The organism is Cellulosimicrobium sp. E-16, assembly GCF_049913115.1.
Lineage (GTDB): Bacteria > Actinomycetota > Actinomycetes > Actinomycetales > Cellulomonadaceae > Cellulosimicrobium.
In genome coordinates this window covers 2,206,901-2,224,698 of sequence record NZ_CP183974.1, presented here as the reverse complement: position 1 = coordinate 2,224,698, position 17,798 = coordinate 2,206,901, and the positions used below count along the sequence as shown (strand labels likewise).

Annotated in this window: 18 protein-coding genes; 6 read left to right on the top strand and 12 right to left on the bottom strand. The window is 73.0% G+C overall.

Features of this window, described 5'->3' with window-relative positions; genetic code table 11:
* Position 1: 1 nt before the first annotated feature.
* Entirely contained in the window at positions 2–1,135 is a 1,134-nt protein-coding gene (locus tag ACN9MS_RS09850; RefSeq protein ID WP_426311728.1) for a glycosyltransferase, read from the top strand.
* Here the strand turns inward: ACN9MS_RS09850 and ACN9MS_RS09845 are convergent.
* From ACN9MS_RS09845 to ACN9MS_RS09805, 9 genes are all read right to left on the bottom strand, one after another.
* Positions 1,101–2,492: an O-antigen ligase family protein gene (locus ACN9MS_RS09845; RefSeq protein WP_426311727.1), complete on the bottom strand. Its 1,392-nt coding sequence runs from the start codon at positions 2,490–2,492 to the stop codon at positions 1,101–1,103. The two genes, ACN9MS_RS09850 and ACN9MS_RS09845, sit on opposite strands and share 35 nt — an antisense overlap.
* 252 nt (positions 2,493–2,744) lie before the next feature.
* Positions 2,745–3,971 carry a hypothetical protein gene (locus ACN9MS_RS09840; RefSeq protein WP_426311726.1) on the bottom strand — a complete coding sequence of 409 codons (1,227 nt, stop codon included), beginning with the start codon at positions 3,969–3,971 and terminating at the stop codon, positions 2,745–2,747.
* Positions 3,968–4,312, bottom strand: coding sequence for a hypothetical protein (locus tag ACN9MS_RS09835; protein WP_426311725.1), 345 nt, complete (start codon positions 4,310–4,312; stop codon positions 3,968–3,970). Before ACN9MS_RS09835 ends, ACN9MS_RS09840 begins: the two co-directional genes overlap by 4 nt.
* Positions 4,309–5,250, bottom strand: coding sequence for a polysaccharide pyruvyl transferase family protein (locus ACN9MS_RS09830; protein WP_426311724.1), 942 nt, complete (start codon positions 5,248–5,250; stop codon positions 4,309–4,311). Before ACN9MS_RS09830 ends, ACN9MS_RS09835 begins: the two co-directional genes overlap by 4 nt.
* The gene (locus ACN9MS_RS09825) at positions 5,247–6,350 is read right to left on the bottom strand and encodes a glycosyltransferase family 4 protein (RefSeq protein ID WP_426311723.1); all 1,104 of its coding nucleotides are present in this window, start codon (positions 6,348–6,350) and stop codon (positions 5,247–5,249) included. The genes ACN9MS_RS09830 and ACN9MS_RS09825 overlap by 4 nt, the downstream gene beginning before the upstream one ends.
* On the bottom strand, positions 6,347–7,477 hold the full coding sequence (locus ACN9MS_RS09820) for a glycosyltransferase (protein WP_426311722.1): 1,131 nt from the start codon (positions 7,475–7,477) through the stop codon (positions 6,347–6,349). The genes ACN9MS_RS09825 and ACN9MS_RS09820 overlap by 4 nt, the downstream gene beginning before the upstream one ends.
* A complete protein-coding gene (locus ACN9MS_RS09815) occupies positions 7,461–8,984 on the bottom strand; it encodes a sugar transferase (protein ID WP_426311721.1) in 1,524 nt (507 codons plus the stop codon). Before ACN9MS_RS09815 ends, ACN9MS_RS09820 begins: the two co-directional genes overlap by 17 nt.
* Positions 8,985–9,167: 183 nt before the next feature.
* Positions 9,168–9,725: a peptidase gene (locus ACN9MS_RS09810; protein WP_426311720.1), complete on the bottom strand. Its 558-nt coding sequence runs from the start codon at positions 9,723–9,725 to the stop codon at positions 9,168–9,170.
* 91 nt (positions 9,726–9,816) lie between these two features.
* A complete protein-coding gene (locus tag ACN9MS_RS09805; protein WP_426311719.1) occupies positions 9,817–11,577 on the bottom strand; it encodes a DUF4012 domain-containing protein in 1,761 nt (586 codons plus the stop codon).
* 243 nt (positions 11,578–11,820) lie between these two features.
* On the opposite strand from ACN9MS_RS09805, the gene ACN9MS_RS09800 reads away from it, so the two are divergent.
* Positions 11,821–12,366: a low molecular weight phosphatase family protein gene (locus ACN9MS_RS09800; protein WP_426311718.1), complete on the top strand. Its 546-nt coding sequence runs from the start codon at positions 11,821–11,823 to the stop codon at positions 12,364–12,366.
* 47 nt (positions 12,367–12,413) lie between these two features.
* Here the strand turns inward: ACN9MS_RS09800 and ACN9MS_RS09795 are convergent, their stop codons facing one another.
* The 3 genes from ACN9MS_RS09795 to ACN9MS_RS09785 all read right to left on the bottom strand — a co-directional run bounded on the left by ACN9MS_RS09795 (position 12,414) and on the right by ACN9MS_RS09785 (position 13,552).
* The gene (locus tag ACN9MS_RS09795) at positions 12,414–12,599 is read right to left on the bottom strand and encodes a hypothetical protein (RefSeq protein ID WP_426311717.1); all 186 of its coding nucleotides are present in this window, start codon (positions 12,597–12,599) and stop codon (positions 12,414–12,416) included.
* A gap of 168 nt (positions 12,600–12,767) precedes the next feature.
* The gene (locus ACN9MS_RS09790) at positions 12,768–13,034 is read right to left on the bottom strand and encodes a helix-turn-helix domain-containing protein (protein WP_426311716.1); all 267 of its coding nucleotides are present in this window, start codon (positions 13,032–13,034) and stop codon (positions 12,768–12,770) included.
* Between the two features lie 80 nt (positions 13,035–13,114).
* On the bottom strand, positions 13,115–13,552 hold the full coding sequence (locus tag ACN9MS_RS09785) for a TrmH family RNA methyltransferase (protein WP_426311715.1): 438 nt from the start codon (positions 13,550–13,552) through the stop codon (positions 13,115–13,117).
* A 459-nt stretch (positions 13,553–14,011) separates the two neighbouring features.
* Between ACN9MS_RS09785 and ACN9MS_RS09780 the strand changes: the two genes are divergently transcribed.
* The 4 genes from ACN9MS_RS09780 to ACN9MS_RS09765 all read left to right on the top strand — a co-directional run bounded on the left by ACN9MS_RS09780 (position 14,012) and on the right by ACN9MS_RS09765 (position 17,472).
* Positions 14,012–15,124 (top strand): tyrosine-type recombinase/integrase, encoded by a 1,113-nt coding sequence (locus ACN9MS_RS09780; RefSeq protein ID WP_426311714.1) that lies wholly within the window; start codon positions 14,012–14,014, stop codon positions 15,122–15,124.
* A 278-nt stretch (positions 15,125–15,402) separates the two neighbouring features.
* Entirely contained in the window at positions 15,403–15,612 is a 210-nt protein-coding gene (locus ACN9MS_RS09775) for a helix-turn-helix domain-containing protein (protein ID WP_426311713.1), read from the top strand.
* Between the two features lie 322 nt (positions 15,613–15,934).
* Positions 15,935–16,369 carry a hypothetical protein gene (locus tag ACN9MS_RS09770; RefSeq protein WP_426311712.1) on the top strand — a complete coding sequence of 145 codons (435 nt, stop codon included), beginning with the start codon at positions 15,935–15,937 and terminating at the stop codon, positions 16,367–16,369.
* Complete coding sequence (locus tag ACN9MS_RS09765; protein WP_426311711.1) at positions 16,366–17,472, top strand: AAA family ATPase; 1,107 nt, start codon at positions 16,366–16,368, stop codon at positions 17,470–17,472. The genes ACN9MS_RS09770 and ACN9MS_RS09765 overlap by 4 nt, the downstream gene beginning before the upstream one ends.
* The last annotated feature ends 326 nt before the right edge of the window (positions 17,473–17,798 follow it).

The window sequence follows — 17,798 nt, the reverse complement described above, 5'->3', positions numbered from 1 at the left end:
GATGCCCGTCCGTCGCCTGCGCGTGCTGCACGTCGCCACGCTCCTCACCCCCGACGGCGCGTACGGGGGTCCCGTCCGCGTCGCGACGAACCAGGTCCGGGCGCTGCGCGCGCGAGGTCACGACGCGCTCCTCGTCGCGGCGGCGGCGGGCTTCGACGAGCTCCCGACGACGTGGGACGGCGTGCCCGTCGTGACGTTCCCCGCAGTGCGGGCCGCTCCGGGTACGGGGTTCGCGGGGCTGGCCGCACCCTCGATGGTGCGGTGGATCCGGGCCCACGGATCGCGCGCCGACGTCGCGCACGTCCATCTGGCCCGCGACCTCGTCACCCTGCCCGCGGCGGTCGCCTGGGGTCGGTCGGGCAAGCCCTTCGTCACGCAGACGCACGGCATGGTCATGCCGTCGGCGCACCCGCTCGCGGCGCCTCTCGACGCGCTCCTCACGCGTCGCGTCGTGGCGCGCGCGTCGAGGAGCTTCGCCCTCACCCCCGTCGAGGAGGCCGGCCTCCGCACGCTGTTCGGCCCGCGGGTCAGCGTCCAGCGGCTCGTCAACGGCGTGCCGGTGCGCGGGCAGGGCGAGCCGCCGTCGCACGACCACCACCCCGAGGTGCTGTTCCTCGCCCGCCTGCACCCCCGCAAGCGGCCTCTCGCCTTCGTCGACGCCGCCGCCCGTCTCGCGCCGCGGTTCCCCGAGGCCCGGTTCCGGCTCGTCGGCCCGGACGAGGGCGAGGGCTCCGCGGTGCGCGAGCGGATCGCGGCGCTCCCGGCGGACGTCCGCGCGCGGGTCGCCTGGGAGGGGGCGCTGCCGCCCGAGCGGACGACGGACCGGCTCGCGCGCGCGTCGCTCTACGTCCTGCCGTCCGTCGACGAGCCCTTCCCCATGAGCGTCCTCGAGGCGATGTCGTGCGGGGTACCGGTCGTCGTGACGCGCACGTGCGGGCTCGCGGCACCGGTCTCGCGCGCCGGGGCGGGCGAGGTCGTGGGCGAGGACGTCGACGACCTCACGGCGGCGATGGCACGATTCCTCGGCAGCCCTCGTCGCGCGCAGGACGCGGGCCTCCGCGCGCGCGACCTCGTCCGGACGGACTACTCGATGGACGCGGTCACGGACGCGCTGGAGCACGCCTACGCGCGGTGAGCCCCGCCGCCCCGGAGGCCCCGGCCGCATCGCGCCCCGGTCCCAGCGCGACCGCCGCGGCGACCAGCGCGACCGGCACCCAGAGGTAGCGGTTGTACAGGCTCGGCGCCGTCGCGCTGAACGCGAGCGCCGTGACACCCACCGCGTAGACGCGGGCCTGGAGCCCCGTGCGGGGCACGGTCCGCGCGGCGCGCACCACCGCCGCCACGAGACATCCCAGCAGCCCTGCCGCGAAGACGATCCCGCCCTGGTAGAGCGCCGCGACCGGCAGGCTGTGCACGCCCAGCGTGTCGACCACGAGCGAGGACCGGGCGTCGAGACCGGCCCCGCTGATCGGGTCCTGCAGGAAGCCGCGCCACCCCAGGACGATGGTGTCCCACCGGGACGCCGACGTGTTGAGCGACGCGTCACCGCCTGAGAGCCCGAGCACCTGCTTAACGCGCTCCGCCGGTCGCAGCGCACCTTGCGTCTCTCCGAGCACCCCGCCCGCGAACCAGAGCGCCGCCCCGGCGACGACGGCGGCGACGGCGACCCGCCCGACCGGGATGCCGCGCAGGAGCAGCAGGGCGGCGCTACCGAGCACGGCCGCCAGCATCCCGCTCACGCTGCCGCTGAGCACGAGACCGACGATGCCCGAGACGGCCACGCCCACGAGCAGGAGCCGCTGGAGCCTTCCCAGGCCGCGCGTCAGCCCGGACAGGCCGATGACGACCGCGAGCGACGCGATGGCACCGGTGTCGCTCACGTGGCCGGTGAACCCTGTGTAGCGGCCCGCCGTCGTGACGACCCCGCCGGGGATCGCGCCGGGGCCGAGCGCGAACTGCACGAGCGCGCCCAGGGCGCACAGGGCCGCGCCGACGCCGAACGAGAGCAGGCCGCGCCGCAGCCGTCGCTCGTCGTCGAGGAGGACCGCGAGCTGCCACGGGAGCGCCAGCGCGACGTAGAGCACGCGCACGAGGCTCACGAGGCTCTCTGCCGGCGCGGGCGAGCCCGCGGCCGCGAGACAGCCCCCGACGACCAGCAGCAGCGCAGCGGGCAGCGCCCAGGCGCCGTACGGGTGCGGCGTCGGCGGTCGGCCCACGGCCGCGAGGCACAGCGCGAGGCTCGCCAGGAGGACGACGTCTCCTGCCGTGATGCCGCCGCCCACCCGCAGCACCATGAGCGACACGAGGACGAGACCGCCGTACAGGAGGGCCCGCGCGAGCGCCAGCACGGGGTCGCGCGACCCTCCACGCCCCTCGGGGACGGCCGCGAGGTCGCGGGGAGGTCTCGTCGCCGGGCCCGGGCTCCGGCCCGCGGGGCGGCGGGCGAGGCGGCGCGTCCGTGGCCGGAGGAGCCCTGCCGGCCTCTCGATCACCTGAGGATGGTCATGCACTCATCATCACCTGCCCGTCTCCACGTCTCCGGACGGGCGGCCCGTCGCTCGGCCGGCGGCGCGGCTGCGGCACGCCCCGACCCTGGTGCTGCGTGGCGGCGGACTGTTCGCTCCGCCCCCGATCCGTGTGCAGCACGCTCGGGCGCCCGAGGACGAAACGCGCTCCGTGCGCCATCTCCGTGCCGGAAAGAAAGACGCGCTCCGCGATGACCAGGATTGCACCGCCCCCTCCCGTCACGCGATCTCCGCGTGATAGGTCCGCGCCGCCGCCGGAAGGAAGAAGGCGACATAGCCGACACCTCCGAAGAAGAACCCCAGCGCGAGGCTCAGAAATGGCCCCCCGGCCAGATATCCGGCGACGAACCCGCACCAGGTCACCGCGACCATGCCGACCCGTGCACGCGTCACGACGGACTGCGCCTTGAAGATCCTCATGACGACGAGATGCGGTCCCACGAGCCCACCGCAGGCAGCGAAGCAGCCGACCGCCGCGAGCGCGACGACGAGCTCCCCTCGCTCGATGCCGGACGGGTGGACCGCACCTGTCGCGGCGACGAGCACGAGCACGGCACCGAGCGCGGTCGCCCCGCCCGCGGACAGCAGGCCGAGGCGCCGTGCGCGCCGGACGAGCGCGGCGTCGTCTGGCCGGTCCGTCTCGCCGACCGCGTCCGAGAGCAGGTTCAGCGCGACGGCCGCGAAGAGCACGTTCACGGGACCGTAGAGCGTCTGGCTCAGCCGGAAGGCGCCGACGCTCGCGCTCACGGAGAGCGCGCCGAGCACGAGGAGCGGCACCGTCGTGGCGAGCTGGGCGACGAGGAACTCCCACGCCTGGGAGCGAGCCCGCGTCCCGTACACCGAGTACCGCGAGAAGCGGGGCACGCGGCGTGCCGCCAGCGCGAGCGGGACCGCCGCGATCGCGTAGCCCGCGCACCACACCGCGTAGAAGGCGACGAGCGGGTGCGCCGTGCCGGCGACGAGGAGGACGGCGGGCACGAGCAGGAGACGGATCCCGTCCGAGAGAGCGACAGCCCCGTTGCATCCCTGGCCGATGCAGCGGAACCGCAGCCAGTCCTGGACGACCGGCGCGACGCTGAGGACCCCCAGCAGCGTCGCCCCGCCCGCGCCGAGCACGGTCACGGCGAGGTCCACCACTCCGACGAGCACGGCCACCGTCCCCGCAGCGACGGCGACGTAGCGGACCGGGACGACGGCGTAAGGGTCCGTCCTGCGCTCGATGAGCGCGGGCTGGAAGAGCCCGCTCCGCACCAGGCCGGTCCCGACGTTCAGCACGAGGAGGGCCAGGCTGAAGCTCGCGAACTCGCCCGGCTCCATGTGCCAGGCACCCAGGAGGACGACGGCCGCACCCGCCGCGCTGGCCGCGGCCTGCGAGAGGACGAGCGGCCGGGTCAGCGCCGCCGCCGGGACCGCGAGCGACCGCCGCAGAACGTCAGGAGGCGTCATGCGTCGAGCCTCACGACCCGGCTTCCGGCGAGCAGCGCGCCCACCCGGGGAGCCAGCGGGGCGCCCCGCCTCCAGTACACGACCCCGATGCCCGCGTTGAGGATGGTCCGGCGCCAGCGCCAGGGCATGACGAACCGCCCGAGGCGGGCCGCGGCGTCGGATCGGCGGTCCGTGACACTGAACCGCAGGTGCGTGGCCACGGGGTCCAGTCCGGCTCGGGCCGCCTCGTGCCACGCCCGCTCGTCGGTGACGAGCACGAAGTCGGCCTCTCTGTCGGAGTCCGCGACGCTCCGCCCCGGCCCGGCGAGCACGGCCGTCGCCTCCGGTCGTCCGCGCGTCATCGCTCGATCCCCCATCGGCGGCGCCAGGAGTCGACGGTGTCCCGCGGGACGTCGATGCGGACCACCTCGCCCGAGCGCAGGTCCTCCCGGTAGAGCCGTGCCGCGTGGCGCGAGGGCGCTCGCAGGCCGACCGACCGCGCGATCTCCCGCGCGCGGTTGTCGATCGACAGCACGAGCGTGGGGACGCCCCGCTGCATCGCCCGGATGCCGCCGTGGAGCCGGAGCCCCACGTACGCCGTCCCCGGTGCGTCGAGCACCGCGTCGAGGTCCTCGAGGCGCGGACCGAGCATCGTGCCCGTGCCGGCCCGGAGACCGTCGACGTACTCCCGGTCGCCGGGACCCTGCGGCCAGAAGAGCAGCTCGTCGAAGCGTTCGGCGAGCGCCCGCACGAGCCTCCGGTCAGCCAGCGGGTCCTGGCTGTAGTCGGTGAACGTCACGACCACGCGCCGCTCGTCGGACGGGAGCGTCTGCTTCTCCACGCCCCACAGCGTCGGGCAGCTCGTGTGCACAGCGGGCACGCGCGCGCGCCGCAGCTTCGCCAGCGAGTACTCGTCGCGCACGGCCCAGGGCACGTCCCCGGCCAGCGACCGCAGCCACGCCGCCGAGACCGGGTCGATCCCCGCGCGCTGGTACTGCCACCAGCCGACGCCGAGGAAGGTCAGCCGCCCCCGGCACAGGTCGACGTCGTCGACGGGCCAGTGCCACGCGCGGCGGAAGCGCATGTGGTCGGAGAGCAGGTTCGTGCCGCACACGACCACCGACCGGGCGTCCCGCAGGGCGGCGCGATGGGTCGGGGTGAGCCGACCGTGCATCGGCACGAGCTCCACGTCGAGGCCCCGCTCGCGCAGCGGCGCGACGAGCTCCGCGTCGACGGCCTCGGAGATGATCCGGTCGCCGACGTTCGTCGACGCCACCCCCGGGTCCACCACCACGATCATCGGACTGCTCCTTCCTCGAGCCTGCTCAGCCAGTCGCGGTACTCCGCGCCCACCCGCTCCCAGGTGGCGGAGCCCTCCGTCCACTCCCGGGCGCGTCGACCGAGGGCGCGGTTCCCGTCGACCTCGTCGAGCGGCCGCAGCAGACCGGCGGCGCGGGCGAAGTCGGCGACGACGGCTGCCCCCGCGGACCGCAGCGGCTCCGCCGCGTGGATCGTCGATGAGACGACGGTCGGGACCCCGGCGGCGAGCATCTCGAGCAACGTGATGCTGCACGACTCCCAGCGCGAGGGGTGCAGGTAGGCGCGGCAGCCCGTGATGAGCAGCCACTTCTCTTCTCCGCGCGCGTTGCCGCGCAGCTCCACCGATCCGTCGAGGCCGAGCTCGTGGACCAGGCGGGCGGTCCGCGCGCGCCCGCCCCGGAAGTCGGGTCCCGCGAGCACGAGGCGCGGACGCGGCGAAGGGAGCTCGGACCAGCGGCGCAGCAGGTTGTCGATCCCCTTGTGGTCGGGGTCGTAGCGGCCCATCCAGAGGAAGTAGTCGCCCGCGCCGACCCAGCGAGGGACCTCCTCGGGCGCCGGCGCGCCGTTGGGCAGCACGAGCGCGGGCGCGGTCCGCCCGCGTGCGACGTCGTCCGCGAGGCGGCGCTCGGACGGGTAGAACACGTGGAGCCAGTCGACGCGCCGCACGACGGACGCCTCCATGGCCCGCCGGGCGCCCGCGACGTCGCGCAGGCGCGTCGTGATGCCCGGCTCGTACACGCCGTGAGGCATGAGCACCACGACAGCGCCGCGCGCCCGGGCGCTGCGTGCCGCGACGACGTTGCTCACGACCCAGCCCTCGTGCAGGTAGACGACGTCCCCCGGCCGCACCTCGCGGGCCAGGGACGTCGGCACCCAGCTCGTGCGTCCGCGCCCGACATGGGTGACGGTGCGCACGCTCCCCCGCAGGTCCGCCGGTACCTCGCGCGGTGCCGGCACGCCCGCGCACAGCACCACCGACTCCCACCCCGCACGGCGCGCCTGGCGCACCCAGTTCTCGACGGAGTCGGTCACGCCGGACGGGTGCGCCAGGAACCGCGCGTAGTAGTGGACGACCCTCATGCCGCCTCCTTCACGACCTCGTGCACCGACCGCACGATCCGTTCGGCGGCCGCCTCCGTCGACGGCACGTCGATCGAGCTCCCCGCCGGACGGTCCGTCGCGGCGAGGCGCAGCCACGCTGCGGCGAGCTCGGACGGCGTCCCGGGCACGGTGAAGAGGTCGGAACCCTCGGTGAGGTACTCGATCTCCGGAGCGTGCCGGCCTGCGTCGCTGGTCAGGAGGGGCAGCCCGAGCGCGAGGGCGTCGACCGCGACGAGCCCGACCCGCCCGGGGTTCAGGAGCAGCCGCGACACCGCGGCGGCACGCGCGGTCCCCCGCGCGTCGACCTGCCCCAGCATCGCGACGCGACCCGTCTCGGCGGCCAGGTCCTCGAAGACCGGCCGGGCGGGTCCGTCGCCCGCGACGAGGAGCCAGGCGCACGGGTCCCGGCGGAGCACCTCGCGCGCGGTCCCGACGACGAGGTCCGGCAGCTTGTGCTCGTTGAGCGCCCCCAGCAGGAGCGCGGCGCGGGCGTCCCGCGGCAGCCCGACGGCGTCGCGGTAGGCCGCCAGCTCGCTCTCGTCGAGGGCGGCACGCTCTCGCCGCAGCGTGCGCGTGTCGGTGCTGTTGCCGAACGACGTGACGCGGTCCGCCGGGATCCGTGCGGTCGCCAGGACGTGACGACGTCCTGCCTCGGTATACGTCAGGACGTGCCGCGCGCGGCGGTTCAGCCAGGCCTCCCAGCGCCCTGCGACGGTCACCTCGTCCGCGGTGTAGGAGGCACCGTGGCCCCACGTCACGAACGGCCTCCCCCGCAGCGCCGCCACCAGCGCGTCGAGGTTGCCCGCCTGCATCTCCGTGACGAGCACCGCGTCGCGCCACTCCCGCGGGACCGCGCGACGGACCAGGTGCCGTCCCCCTGGTCCCACGCGCACCACGCGTACCGGCACCTCGGTGGCCCAGGGCGCCTCGACCATGTCGCCTCGACCGCGTCGGCGCCGCATCTGCTCGGGGTCGCCCCCGTAGAAGACGTGCGCGTCGATCCCGTGCTCGCCGAGCCCCTCCACGACCAGGCCGAACAGACGCTCCCGGTAGGCCGGGACGTAGGGCTGGGTGATCGCGACCCTCGGCCTAGTACGCACCGTCACGCCCCACCACCGCTCGCAGCGTCCGCAGCAGGATGAGGAGGTCCCCGGTCACGGTCCAGTTCTCGACGTAGTAGAGGTCGAGCCGCACGCTCTCCTCGAGGGTGAGGTTGTTGCGGCCGGAGACCTGCCACAGTCCCGTCAGGCCGGGCTTGACGAGCAGCCGCCGGCCGATCTCGTCGTCGTACTGGTCGACCTCGAGCGCGACCTGCGGGCGCGGCCCGACGAGGCTCATGGAGCCGCCGAGCACGTTGAGGAGCTGCGGGAGCTCGTCGATCGAGTAGCGACGGATGAACGCACCCACGCGGGTCACCCGCGGATCCTGCCGGGGCTTGTAGAACACGCCCACGTTGCCCGCGCCGAGGACGTCCTCGAGCCGTGACTCCGCGTCGACGACCATCGAGCGGAACTTGAGGACCGTGAACGGCTCGCCACGCAGCCCCACGCGCTCCTGCGCGAACAGGACCGGACCGCGGCTCGTCAGGCGCACCGCGAGCGCCGTCACGAGGAGCGGGACCGAGAAGAGGACGAGCAGCCCGAGCGCGCCGACCACGTCGAACGCGCGCTTCAGCACGTGCTGCGGGCCCGAGTACCCGGGCGCCTCGACGTGCAGGAGCGGCAGCCCGGCGACGGGCCTGGTCCGGATGCGCGGACCCGCGACGTCGGTCAGCGCGGGCGCGAGGACGAGGTCGGCTCCCCAGGGCTCGAGGTCCCACGCGAGCCGCTTGACGGTCCGGGGCGTCACGAGGTCAGACCCGGTGACCATCACGGTGTCGGCCCGCAGCGGCTCGACGAGGCGGGCGGTGTCCCCCACCTCGCCGACGACCGGGACGCCCGCCACCGTCTCGTGCGGCTCGACGGCACCCCCGGGCACGCACGCACCCACGACCTGGTAGCCGCTGTCCGCCGCCTCGCGCAGCCGCCCGACGAGGTGGGCGGCTCCGTCGCGCCCGCCGACGACGATCGTCCGGGACCGGCAACGGCCACGCTGCCGCAGGCGGACCAGCCGTCGCCGGACGGCCCAGCGGCCCACCAGGAGCAGGACCAGCCCGACGGGCAGTGCGATCGCGACGTATCCCCGGGCCAGGTCGTACCGGACGAGGTAGGCGGCGATCGCGACCACGCCGAACACGGCGACCGTCGTGTTGACGACGCGTGCGTACTCGGGTGCACCCGAACCCAGGCTGCGGCTGTCGCGCGAGAACGCCGCCCGCAGCGCGCACCACCAGACCGTGAGCAGCGCGACCGAGATGGCGCCGTACTGGAGGTCCAGCACGGTCCCGTCGATCCCGTCGAACCGGACGAGGTACGCCGTCGCGACGGCGGCGCCCACGGCCAGCGCGTCGACGGCGGCGACGCGCCGCGCGAGCCGCGTCTTCCAGCCCGGGCGCCGGTAGGCGCCGAGCGCGATGCGGACGAGCTGACCGGTGTCGAACGACGGCGCGTCGGCCTGCCGTCCCCTGCCGCCGACGTCGACGGCGTCGATCTCCTGATCCTTCTCCAACGTCATGGTGCCCCCTGCGACGTCCATGGTGGCGGACGCCCGCGGAAGACGGCGCGGCTCCGTGGGCCGCGCGCGCCGCCGTCGGGCGGCCTGCCGGGTCTCACCGTCGCGGACCGGACGTCATCGTCGCGGCGACGGTCGGTCGCGTGGCGACCGGTGGGCGAAGGTCCGCCCGAGGGCGGGCAGCCCTCAGCCCTTGGTCCCCGCGGACCGGCGCCGGCTGCGCGCGACCAGGACGACCGCCGCGCCGCCCGCGACGAGCAGCGCCGCACCGCCGAGCAGCATCACGTCGTCGGACCCGGTCTCGGCGAGCCCGCCCGAGCTCCCGTCAGCGGCGCCGTCCGCCGAGTCGGCGCCCGAACCCGCGCTGTCGGAGGCGGGGACGGCGACGATCTGCTGGCTGGAGAGCACCGTGCCGTTCGCGTCGGTCGCGACGAGCGAGTACGTCCCCGGCTCGGAGAGCGTCACCGAGAACGACGCGAACCCGTCGGTGGTGTTCTTGGTCAGCGCCTTGGTCCCGGCGATCGAGATGGCACCGTCCGGGACGTCGGGCGACGAGATCGTCAGCGTGATCGTCGGGTTGCCCGCCGGGCCGCCGACCGTCACGGTGAACGTCTCGCCGACGACGGGCGTGGTCGTGGAGACGCCGACCTCGTACTCGTCCGCCTCGTAGGCGGTCGCCACGGCCGGTGCCGCGGCGAGCGCCGCGGCGAGGAGCAGCGTGGTCGCTGCGCGTCGAAGCTTCATGTCAAGGCCCCCTGCGTTCGTGGACTCGTGCGGGGGCGGTGCGGACGGCGTCGTCGACCCCGTCCTTCGCACGTGCCCCCGCCGTGCTCCCTCAGGAGAACACACCTGCGCCGCACCCGATAGCCGGGAGCGCGGTCGTCTCGTCCCTGGCACCAGGAGTTTTCCTCACGGAAACACTCCCGCGCTGGTTCTTGCCGCTCACGACCTCGTACTCGTACGTCACCGACTCCCCCGGCGCGAGCGCCACGGACCGCGCTCCGACGACGAGCCCGTCGTGCACCTGGGCGAAGAGCCCGTGCCCCGCGTCCCCCGAGGACGCGCCACGGATCCCGCCGCCCTCCGGCGCGTAGACGAGCAGGTTGGTCCGGATCGTGCCGTCCCCTCCCACGCCGAGCACGTACTCGGGCAGCCGTGCCGCCTCGACCTCCGTGAGCGTGGAGGCGAGCGTGACCCGCAGGGTGAAGGCTTGCGAGCCGTCGGGCCGGCAGGTCGCGTCATCGAGGGCCACGCTCGAGTCGAGGTAGTAGCCGCTCTTGGACGCGGTCGTCGCGTTGAGGTAGACGCCGACGACGGGCGACGACGGGCCGCCCGCGGGGCCGGCGCGACGGCCTACGAGCTCGCCGGAGAGGACCGTGCCGGCGAGGAGCTCCTGCTCCGCGGCCTGCGCGGACCACACGAGCAGTCGACCGTCCTGCGCCGATCCGGCCAGCGCCGCGACGAGGGGCGCCGCGTCGGCGGACCCCTCGGTCAGCCTGCCGAGCACCTGCCGAGCGACCAGCGCGAGCACGGCGTCCTGCTCCGCGGGGTCCGCGTGGTCGACGTAGACGCCGTTGAGCAGGTAGCCCGCCGCGTCGTCCGCCGTGAGCCGGAGCGTCGCGCCGTCCGGCGTCGCGACCTCGACAGGCCCGACCGCGCCGAGCACGCTCGCGAGGGCGACAGGGTCGACCGCGACGACCCCGTCGACCTCCTGGCCGGTCTCTCGCAGCCAGGCCTCGCGCGCCACGCGCGCAGCGCGCGGGAAGTCGGGGGTCGACGTCACGTTGAGCATGTACCTGCCGAGGTCGTCGCCGAACAGCGCGGCCTCGGGGCCGCTCAGGTCGACCACGCTCTCCGGGAACGGACCGAGCGCGCTGCCCGGGCGGACGTCGACGAGCTCGACCGCTCCCGAGTCGGCCCGCAGGTGGAGCACCGACCCGGCGATCCCGCCGGTCGCGCGCGGCTCGGCATTGTTCTGGACCAGCACGAGGTAGTCGCGCGCGTCCGCGGCGCCCAGCATCGGCGGGACGAGCTGGACCGCACGCGCGGCCGTGGCCGTCTGGGACGCGACGCCGCCGAGCTGCTCGCGCAGGTCGTCGACGGCGGAGGCCAAGGGCCCGACCAGGGCCGACGTGTCGATCCCCGCGACGGTCTCGAACGACGCCGTCACGGCCCGGTCGGCCGCGACGACGTCGTCGCGCGCGCGGCTGAGCGGCCCCAGGTCGACCGTTCCTCCGGACGGCGCGAGGGCTGACGGGGACGCGACGGCGACCGCGTCGGCGAGGCGGGGCAGGGCGTCCTGGGCGACCCGCTCCACCGCGCCGGTGACCTCGCCGAGGGCGCGTGCGTCGTCGCCGACGAACGGCAGCGCGTGGGCGACCGTCCAGTGCGGCCCGTGCGTCGCGGACGCCGCGACGCCGGCGGCGCGTCGGACGTCCTCGATCGCTGCACCGGCGTCCTGACCCGTTCGCACCTGCTCCTGGAGCTCGGGAAGGGTCGCGGCCACCTCCTCGAGCGCGGCGCGCGCCCGCAGGACGTCCGTGACCAGCCAGGCGCACCACGCCAGCACCGCGACGAGAACGACGCCGGTGACCACGGCGAGGCGTCTGCGCAGGCGTCGCGACGCCGGTCGTCGGCGCGGCGTCCGCGCCCCGGGACCATCGTGGCCGGGCCCGGTTCGTTGGGGCGGCGCGACCAGCGTCGCTCCCCCTGACCAGCGTGGACCCCATCCGTCGTGCACCATGCCGCCCCCTGCGACTCGCCCCCGGTGCGACGGCTCCGGTGCGGGCCGCCGCTCGCGCTACATTACCCAGACCCACGGTCGCAAGGAGGTTGGAGCGTGCTGTCGGTCCTCGTCGTCTGCACCGGGAACATCTGTCGCTCGCCCGCGGCAGAGCTCGTGCTGGGCTCGGCGCTGGACGACTCGGTCGTCGTCTCGAGCGCCGGGACGGGTGCCGTGGTGGGTGCGCCCGTCGCACCGGGCATGGCCCGCCTCCTGGCGGAGCGCGGTCTCGACGGGTCGGGCTTCGTCGCCCGCCCGCTCGCCGAGGACCTGGTGACGTCTGCGGACGTCGTCCTCGCGATGACGCGAGGGCACCGTGCCGCGGTCCTGGAGCTCGCACCCTCGGCGCTCCGGCGGTCGTTCCTCTTCACCGAGCTCGTGCCGATCGCGGAGCGGCTCGGACCTGGCGCGGCCCGGTCCGAGGACGCCGTGCGGCTCGCCGAGGTCGTCGCTGCCGCACCGCGCGCCCGCGCGAGCCTCGACCTGGACCGCGACGCGCCGGACGTCGAGGACCCCTACGGGCGGGCGGACGACGTCTTCCGCAGGGTGCTCGACCGCATCGAGGTCGACGCCGAGCGGCTCGTCGCCGCCCTGCGGCGGTGACCGGTCCGCCTCCCTGCCCCCTGCACAAGGAGGAGGACCGGCTGCCGTCACGGTCGCTCGAGCACCGCGCCGACGATCACCACGACCGCTCCCCAGAGCGCGAGGCCCCCGCCGCACCCGATGGCGAGACCCTCGGCACCACTCGTCCCACGCCGGCGAGCACGCTGCACGGGGACGATCGCGGTCGCTGCACCGAGGACGACCAGCACCCAGCCGAGCGTCACCCAGAACATGCGAGCAGCGTGCCCGGCGGCCCGACCGCTCGCAGACTGGACATCTGTCCAGATGTGTCCGTTACGCCCCGTATCAGCCTTTTGCCCCGAAACCGCGGGTGATTTGTCGCGAACCTTCACCCGGTGCCGCCCGAGGGCATCGCTCACATGGCGAGACGACGACTCCTCTCAGCCGCCGGGAGAGCCCCCCGGGTCCTGCGCCCGCCCCTCGAAGACCGCTCGTGCGGCGGGCCCGATCCGGTAGCGACGGTCGGCGCCCTGCACGAGCCACCGGTGTGCGACCAGGGTCTGCGCGATCCGGAACGCCCCGGGGCGACTCACGCCGAGACACGACGCCAGCTCAGCCAGGCGTATCGCCCCCGAGGCGGCAACCAGCTCGACGGTGCGCACCGTGCGTGACACGGACGCCAGGACGTACGACCCCCTGCTCGACATGCTCGGAACCCTATGAGCGTCCGCGGTCGCTCGCATCGGGCGAGCGGCGGATGCAGGCCTGCCAGGCGGCAGCCCGGACCTCACCCCAGTCCCGCGAGCCGGTACAGCACGAGGCTTCCCGCGACGGCGACGTTGAGGCTCGCCCCCCAGCCGGCCATGGGGATCTCGACGCACTCGTCGACGTCGGCCAGGACCTCGTCGGGCACGCCGTGGTGCTCGTGCCCGAGCAGCAGCACCGTGGGTTCCCGCGCGGGAAGGAGCCGCGGCAGCGGCGTCGCACCCTCGGCGAGCTCGACCGCGACGAGCCGCTTCCCGGCGGCGCGCTCGGCGTCGAGCCACACCTCCTTCGACGGCGCGACCCAGTGGAGGCAGGGCCGGCGCCCCTTGAGGGTGTCGCCGACGGCGAGCGCCCGCCGGTAGTGCGGGGTGCTCGGCACGGCGAGGCACGCACCCACGGCGTCGCACGTGCGCAGGAGCGTGCCGAGGTTGGCGTCGTACGCGACCCACAACGGAGCCACGACCAGGTGTCCCCAGCAACCGTGCCGGGACGACCGACGGGCGCGACGCAGCTCGCGCGGCTTCGACTTGGCACCGCTCATCGGCGCGGCGCGGGAGCTCCCCAGGAGTTGTCGTTCATGGTGGGGCGCCTTTCAGCGGCGGCGCCGGGCCATCGTCGGACGACGACGGTGCGTCGTCGTGCGGGTCGTCAGACTATCGCGCGAGCGGCGACCCCGGACAGCGCGGTCCATCGCCTCGGACACGACGAAGGCCCGGAACCGTGCGGTTCCGGGCCTCGCTCTCGGTGGGCGATACTGGGTTCGAACCAGTGACACCGGGCGCTTGGGATTCTGTTGTTCACCAGGCTGAACACGCTGTGACCTGGGAGTTATCTACACAGTAGCGCGGGACACTGGTGGACACAAGGGGTCACCGATAGACTCCTGTTCTGCACGTATCCTGCACGAAGGAGAAGCCAGGTGCCCCCCAAGTCGCGTCGCAAGCGGTCGTTCGGCGGACTGCGCCAGCTCCCCTCGAAGCGGTGGCAGGCGAACTACACCGCTCCCGACGGCCTGATCTACAACGCACCGCACACGTTCGACACCTCCCTCGACGCCGAGGCGTGGCTTGCGGCGGAGCGTCGCAAGATCTCCATGGACCTCTGGGTGCCGCCCAGCGAAGCACTCGTCAAGCCCGTCACGTTCGGCGAGTACGCGTACCGCTGGCTCGAGGACCGTCCGCTTAAACCACGCACGCGTCAGCACTACCAGGCAATTCTCGACTCGCTGCTCCTCCCCACGTTCGAGGACGTCGCGCTGAAGCACCTCACGCCCGCCGCGGTGCGCCGCTGGTACACCGACGCTGGCACCGCCCGCCCGACGTACCGGGCCCACGCCTACGGACTCTTGAGGACCATCCTGGGCACGGCAGTGACCGACGAGATCATCCCCTCGAACCCGTGCACGATCCGAGGCGCAGGTGCGGCCAAGCGTGCAGTGAAGATAAAGCCGGCATCCCTCACCGAACTTGAGGCCATCGTCGCCGCGATGCCAGATCGCCTACGCCTCATGGTGCTCCTCGCATCCTGGTGCGGCATGCGCTTTGGCGAGCTGGCCGAGCTCCGCCGGAAGGACATCGACCTCAAGCACGGTGTCGTCCGAGTCCGCCGCGGTGTCACGCGCGTCAAGGGACAAGTGGTGATCGGCACCCCCAAGACCACCGCAGGCATTCGCGACGTCGCGGTGCCGCCTCATCTCCTCCCCATCGTTGACGCCCATCTCAGGGACCACACAGGCGCTGGCTGTGACTCGTTGCTGTTCCCAGCCGATGACGGCATCAGCAACCTCGCCACGTCGACGCTCTACCGCGCGTACTACCCCGCCAGGGCCGCGGCCGGTCGCGAAGATCTCCGATGGCACGACCTTCGGCATACAGGTGCCGTCCTGGCCGCACAGACCGGCGCCACACTGGCAGAACTCATGGGCCGCCTAGGGCACTCTTCCCCCGCCGCTGCGTTGCGCTACCAGCACGTTGCTCGCGGCCGTGATGCCGAGATTGCAGAGGCTCTTTCACGAATTGCCCGAGGGGAATAGGCCCCCCGCTCGCGTTGCACAAAGTGTCCTTGCACATTGCGCGGACTGCTGTGTACAGTGGTAGACACAACAGAACAACCGAGTGTTTGCTAGCCCGAGGGGCTGGGCACCGATCCGACACGGAACGGTGAGCTGCACAGCGATCCCAGTGAGTAGGGCGAACGGGACGGCCTGACACAGGCCGCACGTATTCCGGAACGGAAGACGCCGAGCGCGATAGCCAGGAAATGCCTGGCATGTCGTCTGCTCGGCGTTCGCATTTTCCGGGAGCACACACCATGAAGAGCCAGCCCTCACCACGGATCCTCGCCAGCATCGAAGACGTTGCTGAGCGCTACGACGTTCACCCCAAGACCATCCGGCGACGCATCGCCGACGGCACGGTCCCCGCCTACCGTGTGGGACGCCAGATCCGCATCGATCTCGCCGAAGCAGATGCAGCCATGCTGCGCCCCATCCCGACACACTTCCGGGGGGCAGCGGCTTGAGATCGGCCACCCCACCCACCAAGCCCGGGAACCATGAGACGGGACAGCCAGAGTCCTCGCGCGCCCTCACGGCCGAACAACTCACCATCTGGCTCGTGAACAGCCGTGGAACATCTGTTGCCCGCGCCCGCAAGGTTGCCAAGCGGGCCATTTCTACGCCGGAGCCTGTCGCCGCGGCTCTCGCTCAACTCGAAGAGTGGAAGCAGTCCGCTCTTCACGCGATCGTAAACGCAGATCGGGAGCATGGACGCCCTCTCGGGTACACGGACAGCACTGGCGAAGCAGCGACCTACAACGTTCTCATTTCAGGAGGCGCATCCTGATGCAGACCGAAAACGAAAGCCGCCCTACAGGGGCGGCGTCCGTGGCTGGCAGGCCTAACCGAATTCTACCGCGTGAGATCCGTGCTTGGCAGCATGGATTCGTCACTGGTGACGCCGTCGGGTATCACCGCGGCTGGGATGCAGGATACGTCGTCGGCTTTGACGCGGGCATCCCGTCGGGACGTCTTGAGGTAGAGACCGAGCTCGCGACCGCGGGCCGTCCCATCCTCGACGCCATCCGCGAAGCCACCGGCACTGATCTGCACCGCCTCGAACCGCTGTACGTGCTCAACGCGCGCCGCCGCGGTGAAGAGATCCCCAAGCCCGAGAAGCCTCCCGTACGGACGCGTCTCGTCGCGGGCTGGGATGCGCTCTGGCTCGCTGGTGCCCCCGCGTCGCGCTTCCTCGAGCCCGTGACGGAGGTGGCCGCATGAGCAGCGACCTCCTCAGTCTCGTCCGCACGGGCGACTGGCTCGACGCGCAAACCTTCCCCGAGCTCGCATGGACGGTCCCCGGGATCATCCCCGAAGGTTTCGGACTTCTCACGGGACCTCCGAAGCTCGGCAAGTCCTGGCTGGCTCTTCACCTCGGCCTCGCGGTCGCGTGCGGCTCAGAAGCGTTCGGAGCGGTCAGCACCGGACGCGCCCGACCCGTGCTGTACCTCGCACTCGAGGATGGTGACCGGCGCCTACAGGAACGCTCCCGCAAGCTCCTCGACGGCGCTCCGATCCCGGCGAACCTGCACAGCGTCACAGCCATGCCCGGGGCCTCCGTCATCGATCTGATCGGGGCATGGCTCGACGCACACGGCGACGATGACCCGTTGGTCATCCTCGACACGCTCGGGAAGGTCATGCCACCGAGCACGCCCGGAGAGTCCGCCTACTCGCGCGACTACCGGATCGGATCCGGTTTGAAGCGGCTTACGGATAGCCACCCCGGCTCGACTCTCCTCGTGGTGCACCACACCCGAAAGGCTGAGGGCGCTGACTGGATGGACTCCACTTCGGGCACTCAGGGGCTCAACGGTTCGGCTGACTTCACTGTCTCGCTCGCCCGCTCGCGCAACGAGACCGAGGCCGTGCTCCGGGTCACCGGGCGCGACGTTCGCGAGAACGAGTACGCCATGACGTCGGATGACGGGCATTGGATGCTCGCCGGCAAGTCGCTCGGCGAGGCGGCGCAGGCAGCACTCGGCCTCAAGGTGTCTGCCGGTCTTGGCGACCGCTCGGCGGAGATAGTCGCGTTCGTCGCTGAGCATCCGGAGGGTGTGCGCGCCGTCGATGTGGCGAACCACGTCGGGGTCACCGAGAAGGACGCCGGGACCTACCTGATTCGTGCCCAGCGGGCCGGGCGAATCACCCGGATGTCGCGCGGTCTGTACGGCCCCACCACCCCTGTAGGAAGTGTGGGAAGCGTAGGAAGCCACGTCGATTCCCACACTTCCTACGGTTCCTACACCGTGTGTCAGCAGTGCGGAGAACCGATCGATCCGACAAGCGGAACGGTCCACCCCCTCTGCGAGGTGGCGGCATGAATCGCCTCTGCGCCTGCGGGCACGCCTACCGCATCCACGGCCGCTCATGGATCCCCGACGACCACTGCCGCGCCTGGCAACCCCAGGACGGCCCCTGCCACTGCGACCTCTTCACCGAGGCCGCCACCCAAGGAGACACCCCATGACCCCACCCACAGCGACCGTCGTACGGCACGCAGCAATGTTCGCCGTCATCCAATGCCCCTACTGCGACAAGCAGCACGTCCACCCGCTCGTAGGGGCCGGACCACAACACCGCGCACCCGGCTGCGGACTCCACCGCAGCCCAACCCAACGCCTCGCCGGCTACACGTTCCACATCCCCA

Excerpts from the sequence above, each read along its gene's own strand:
- ACN9MS_RS09850 (WP_426311728.1), top strand. The coding sequence starts at position 2 with ATGCCCGTCCGTCGCCTGCGCGTGCTGCACGTCGCCACGCTCCTCACC.
- ACN9MS_RS09840 (WP_426311726.1), bottom strand. The coding sequence starts at position 3,971 with ATGACGCCTCCTGACGTTCTGCGGCGGTCGCTCGCGGTCCCGGCGGCG.
- ACN9MS_RS09835 (WP_426311725.1), bottom strand. The coding sequence starts at position 4,312 with ATGACGCGCGGACGACCGGAGGCGACGGCCGTGCTCGCCGGGCCGGGG.
- ACN9MS_RS09830 (WP_426311724.1), bottom strand. The coding sequence starts at position 5,250 with ATGATCGTGGTGGTGGACCCGGGGGTGGCGTCGACGAACGTCGGCGAC.
- ACN9MS_RS09825 (WP_426311723.1), bottom strand. The coding sequence starts at position 6,350 with ATGAGGGTCGTCCACTACTACGCGCGGTTCCTGGCGCACCCGTCCGGC.
- ACN9MS_RS09815 (WP_426311721.1), bottom strand. The coding sequence starts at position 8,984 with ATGACGTTGGAGAAGGATCAGGAGATCGACGCCGTCGACGTCGGCGGC.
- ACN9MS_RS09810 (WP_426311720.1), bottom strand. The coding sequence starts at position 9,725 with ATGAAGCTTCGACGCGCAGCGACCACGCTGCTCCTCGCCGCGGCGCTC.
- ACN9MS_RS09795 (WP_426311717.1), bottom strand. The coding sequence starts at position 12,599 with ATGTTCTGGGTGACGCTCGGCTGGGTGCTGGTCGTCCTCGGTGCAGCG.
- ACN9MS_RS09790 (WP_426311716.1), bottom strand. The coding sequence starts at position 13,034 with ATGTCGAGCAGGGGGTCGTACGTCCTGGCGTCCGTGTCACGCACGGTG.
- ACN9MS_RS09775 (WP_426311713.1), top strand. The coding sequence starts at position 15,403 with ATGAAGAGCCAGCCCTCACCACGGATCCTCGCCAGCATCGAAGACGTT.
- ACN9MS_RS09770 (WP_426311712.1), top strand. The coding sequence starts at position 15,935 with ATGCAGACCGAAAACGAAAGCCGCCCTACAGGGGCGGCGTCCGTGGCT.
- ACN9MS_RS09765 (WP_426311711.1), top strand. The coding sequence starts at position 16,366 with ATGAGCAGCGACCTCCTCAGTCTCGTCCGCACGGGCGACTGGCTCGAC.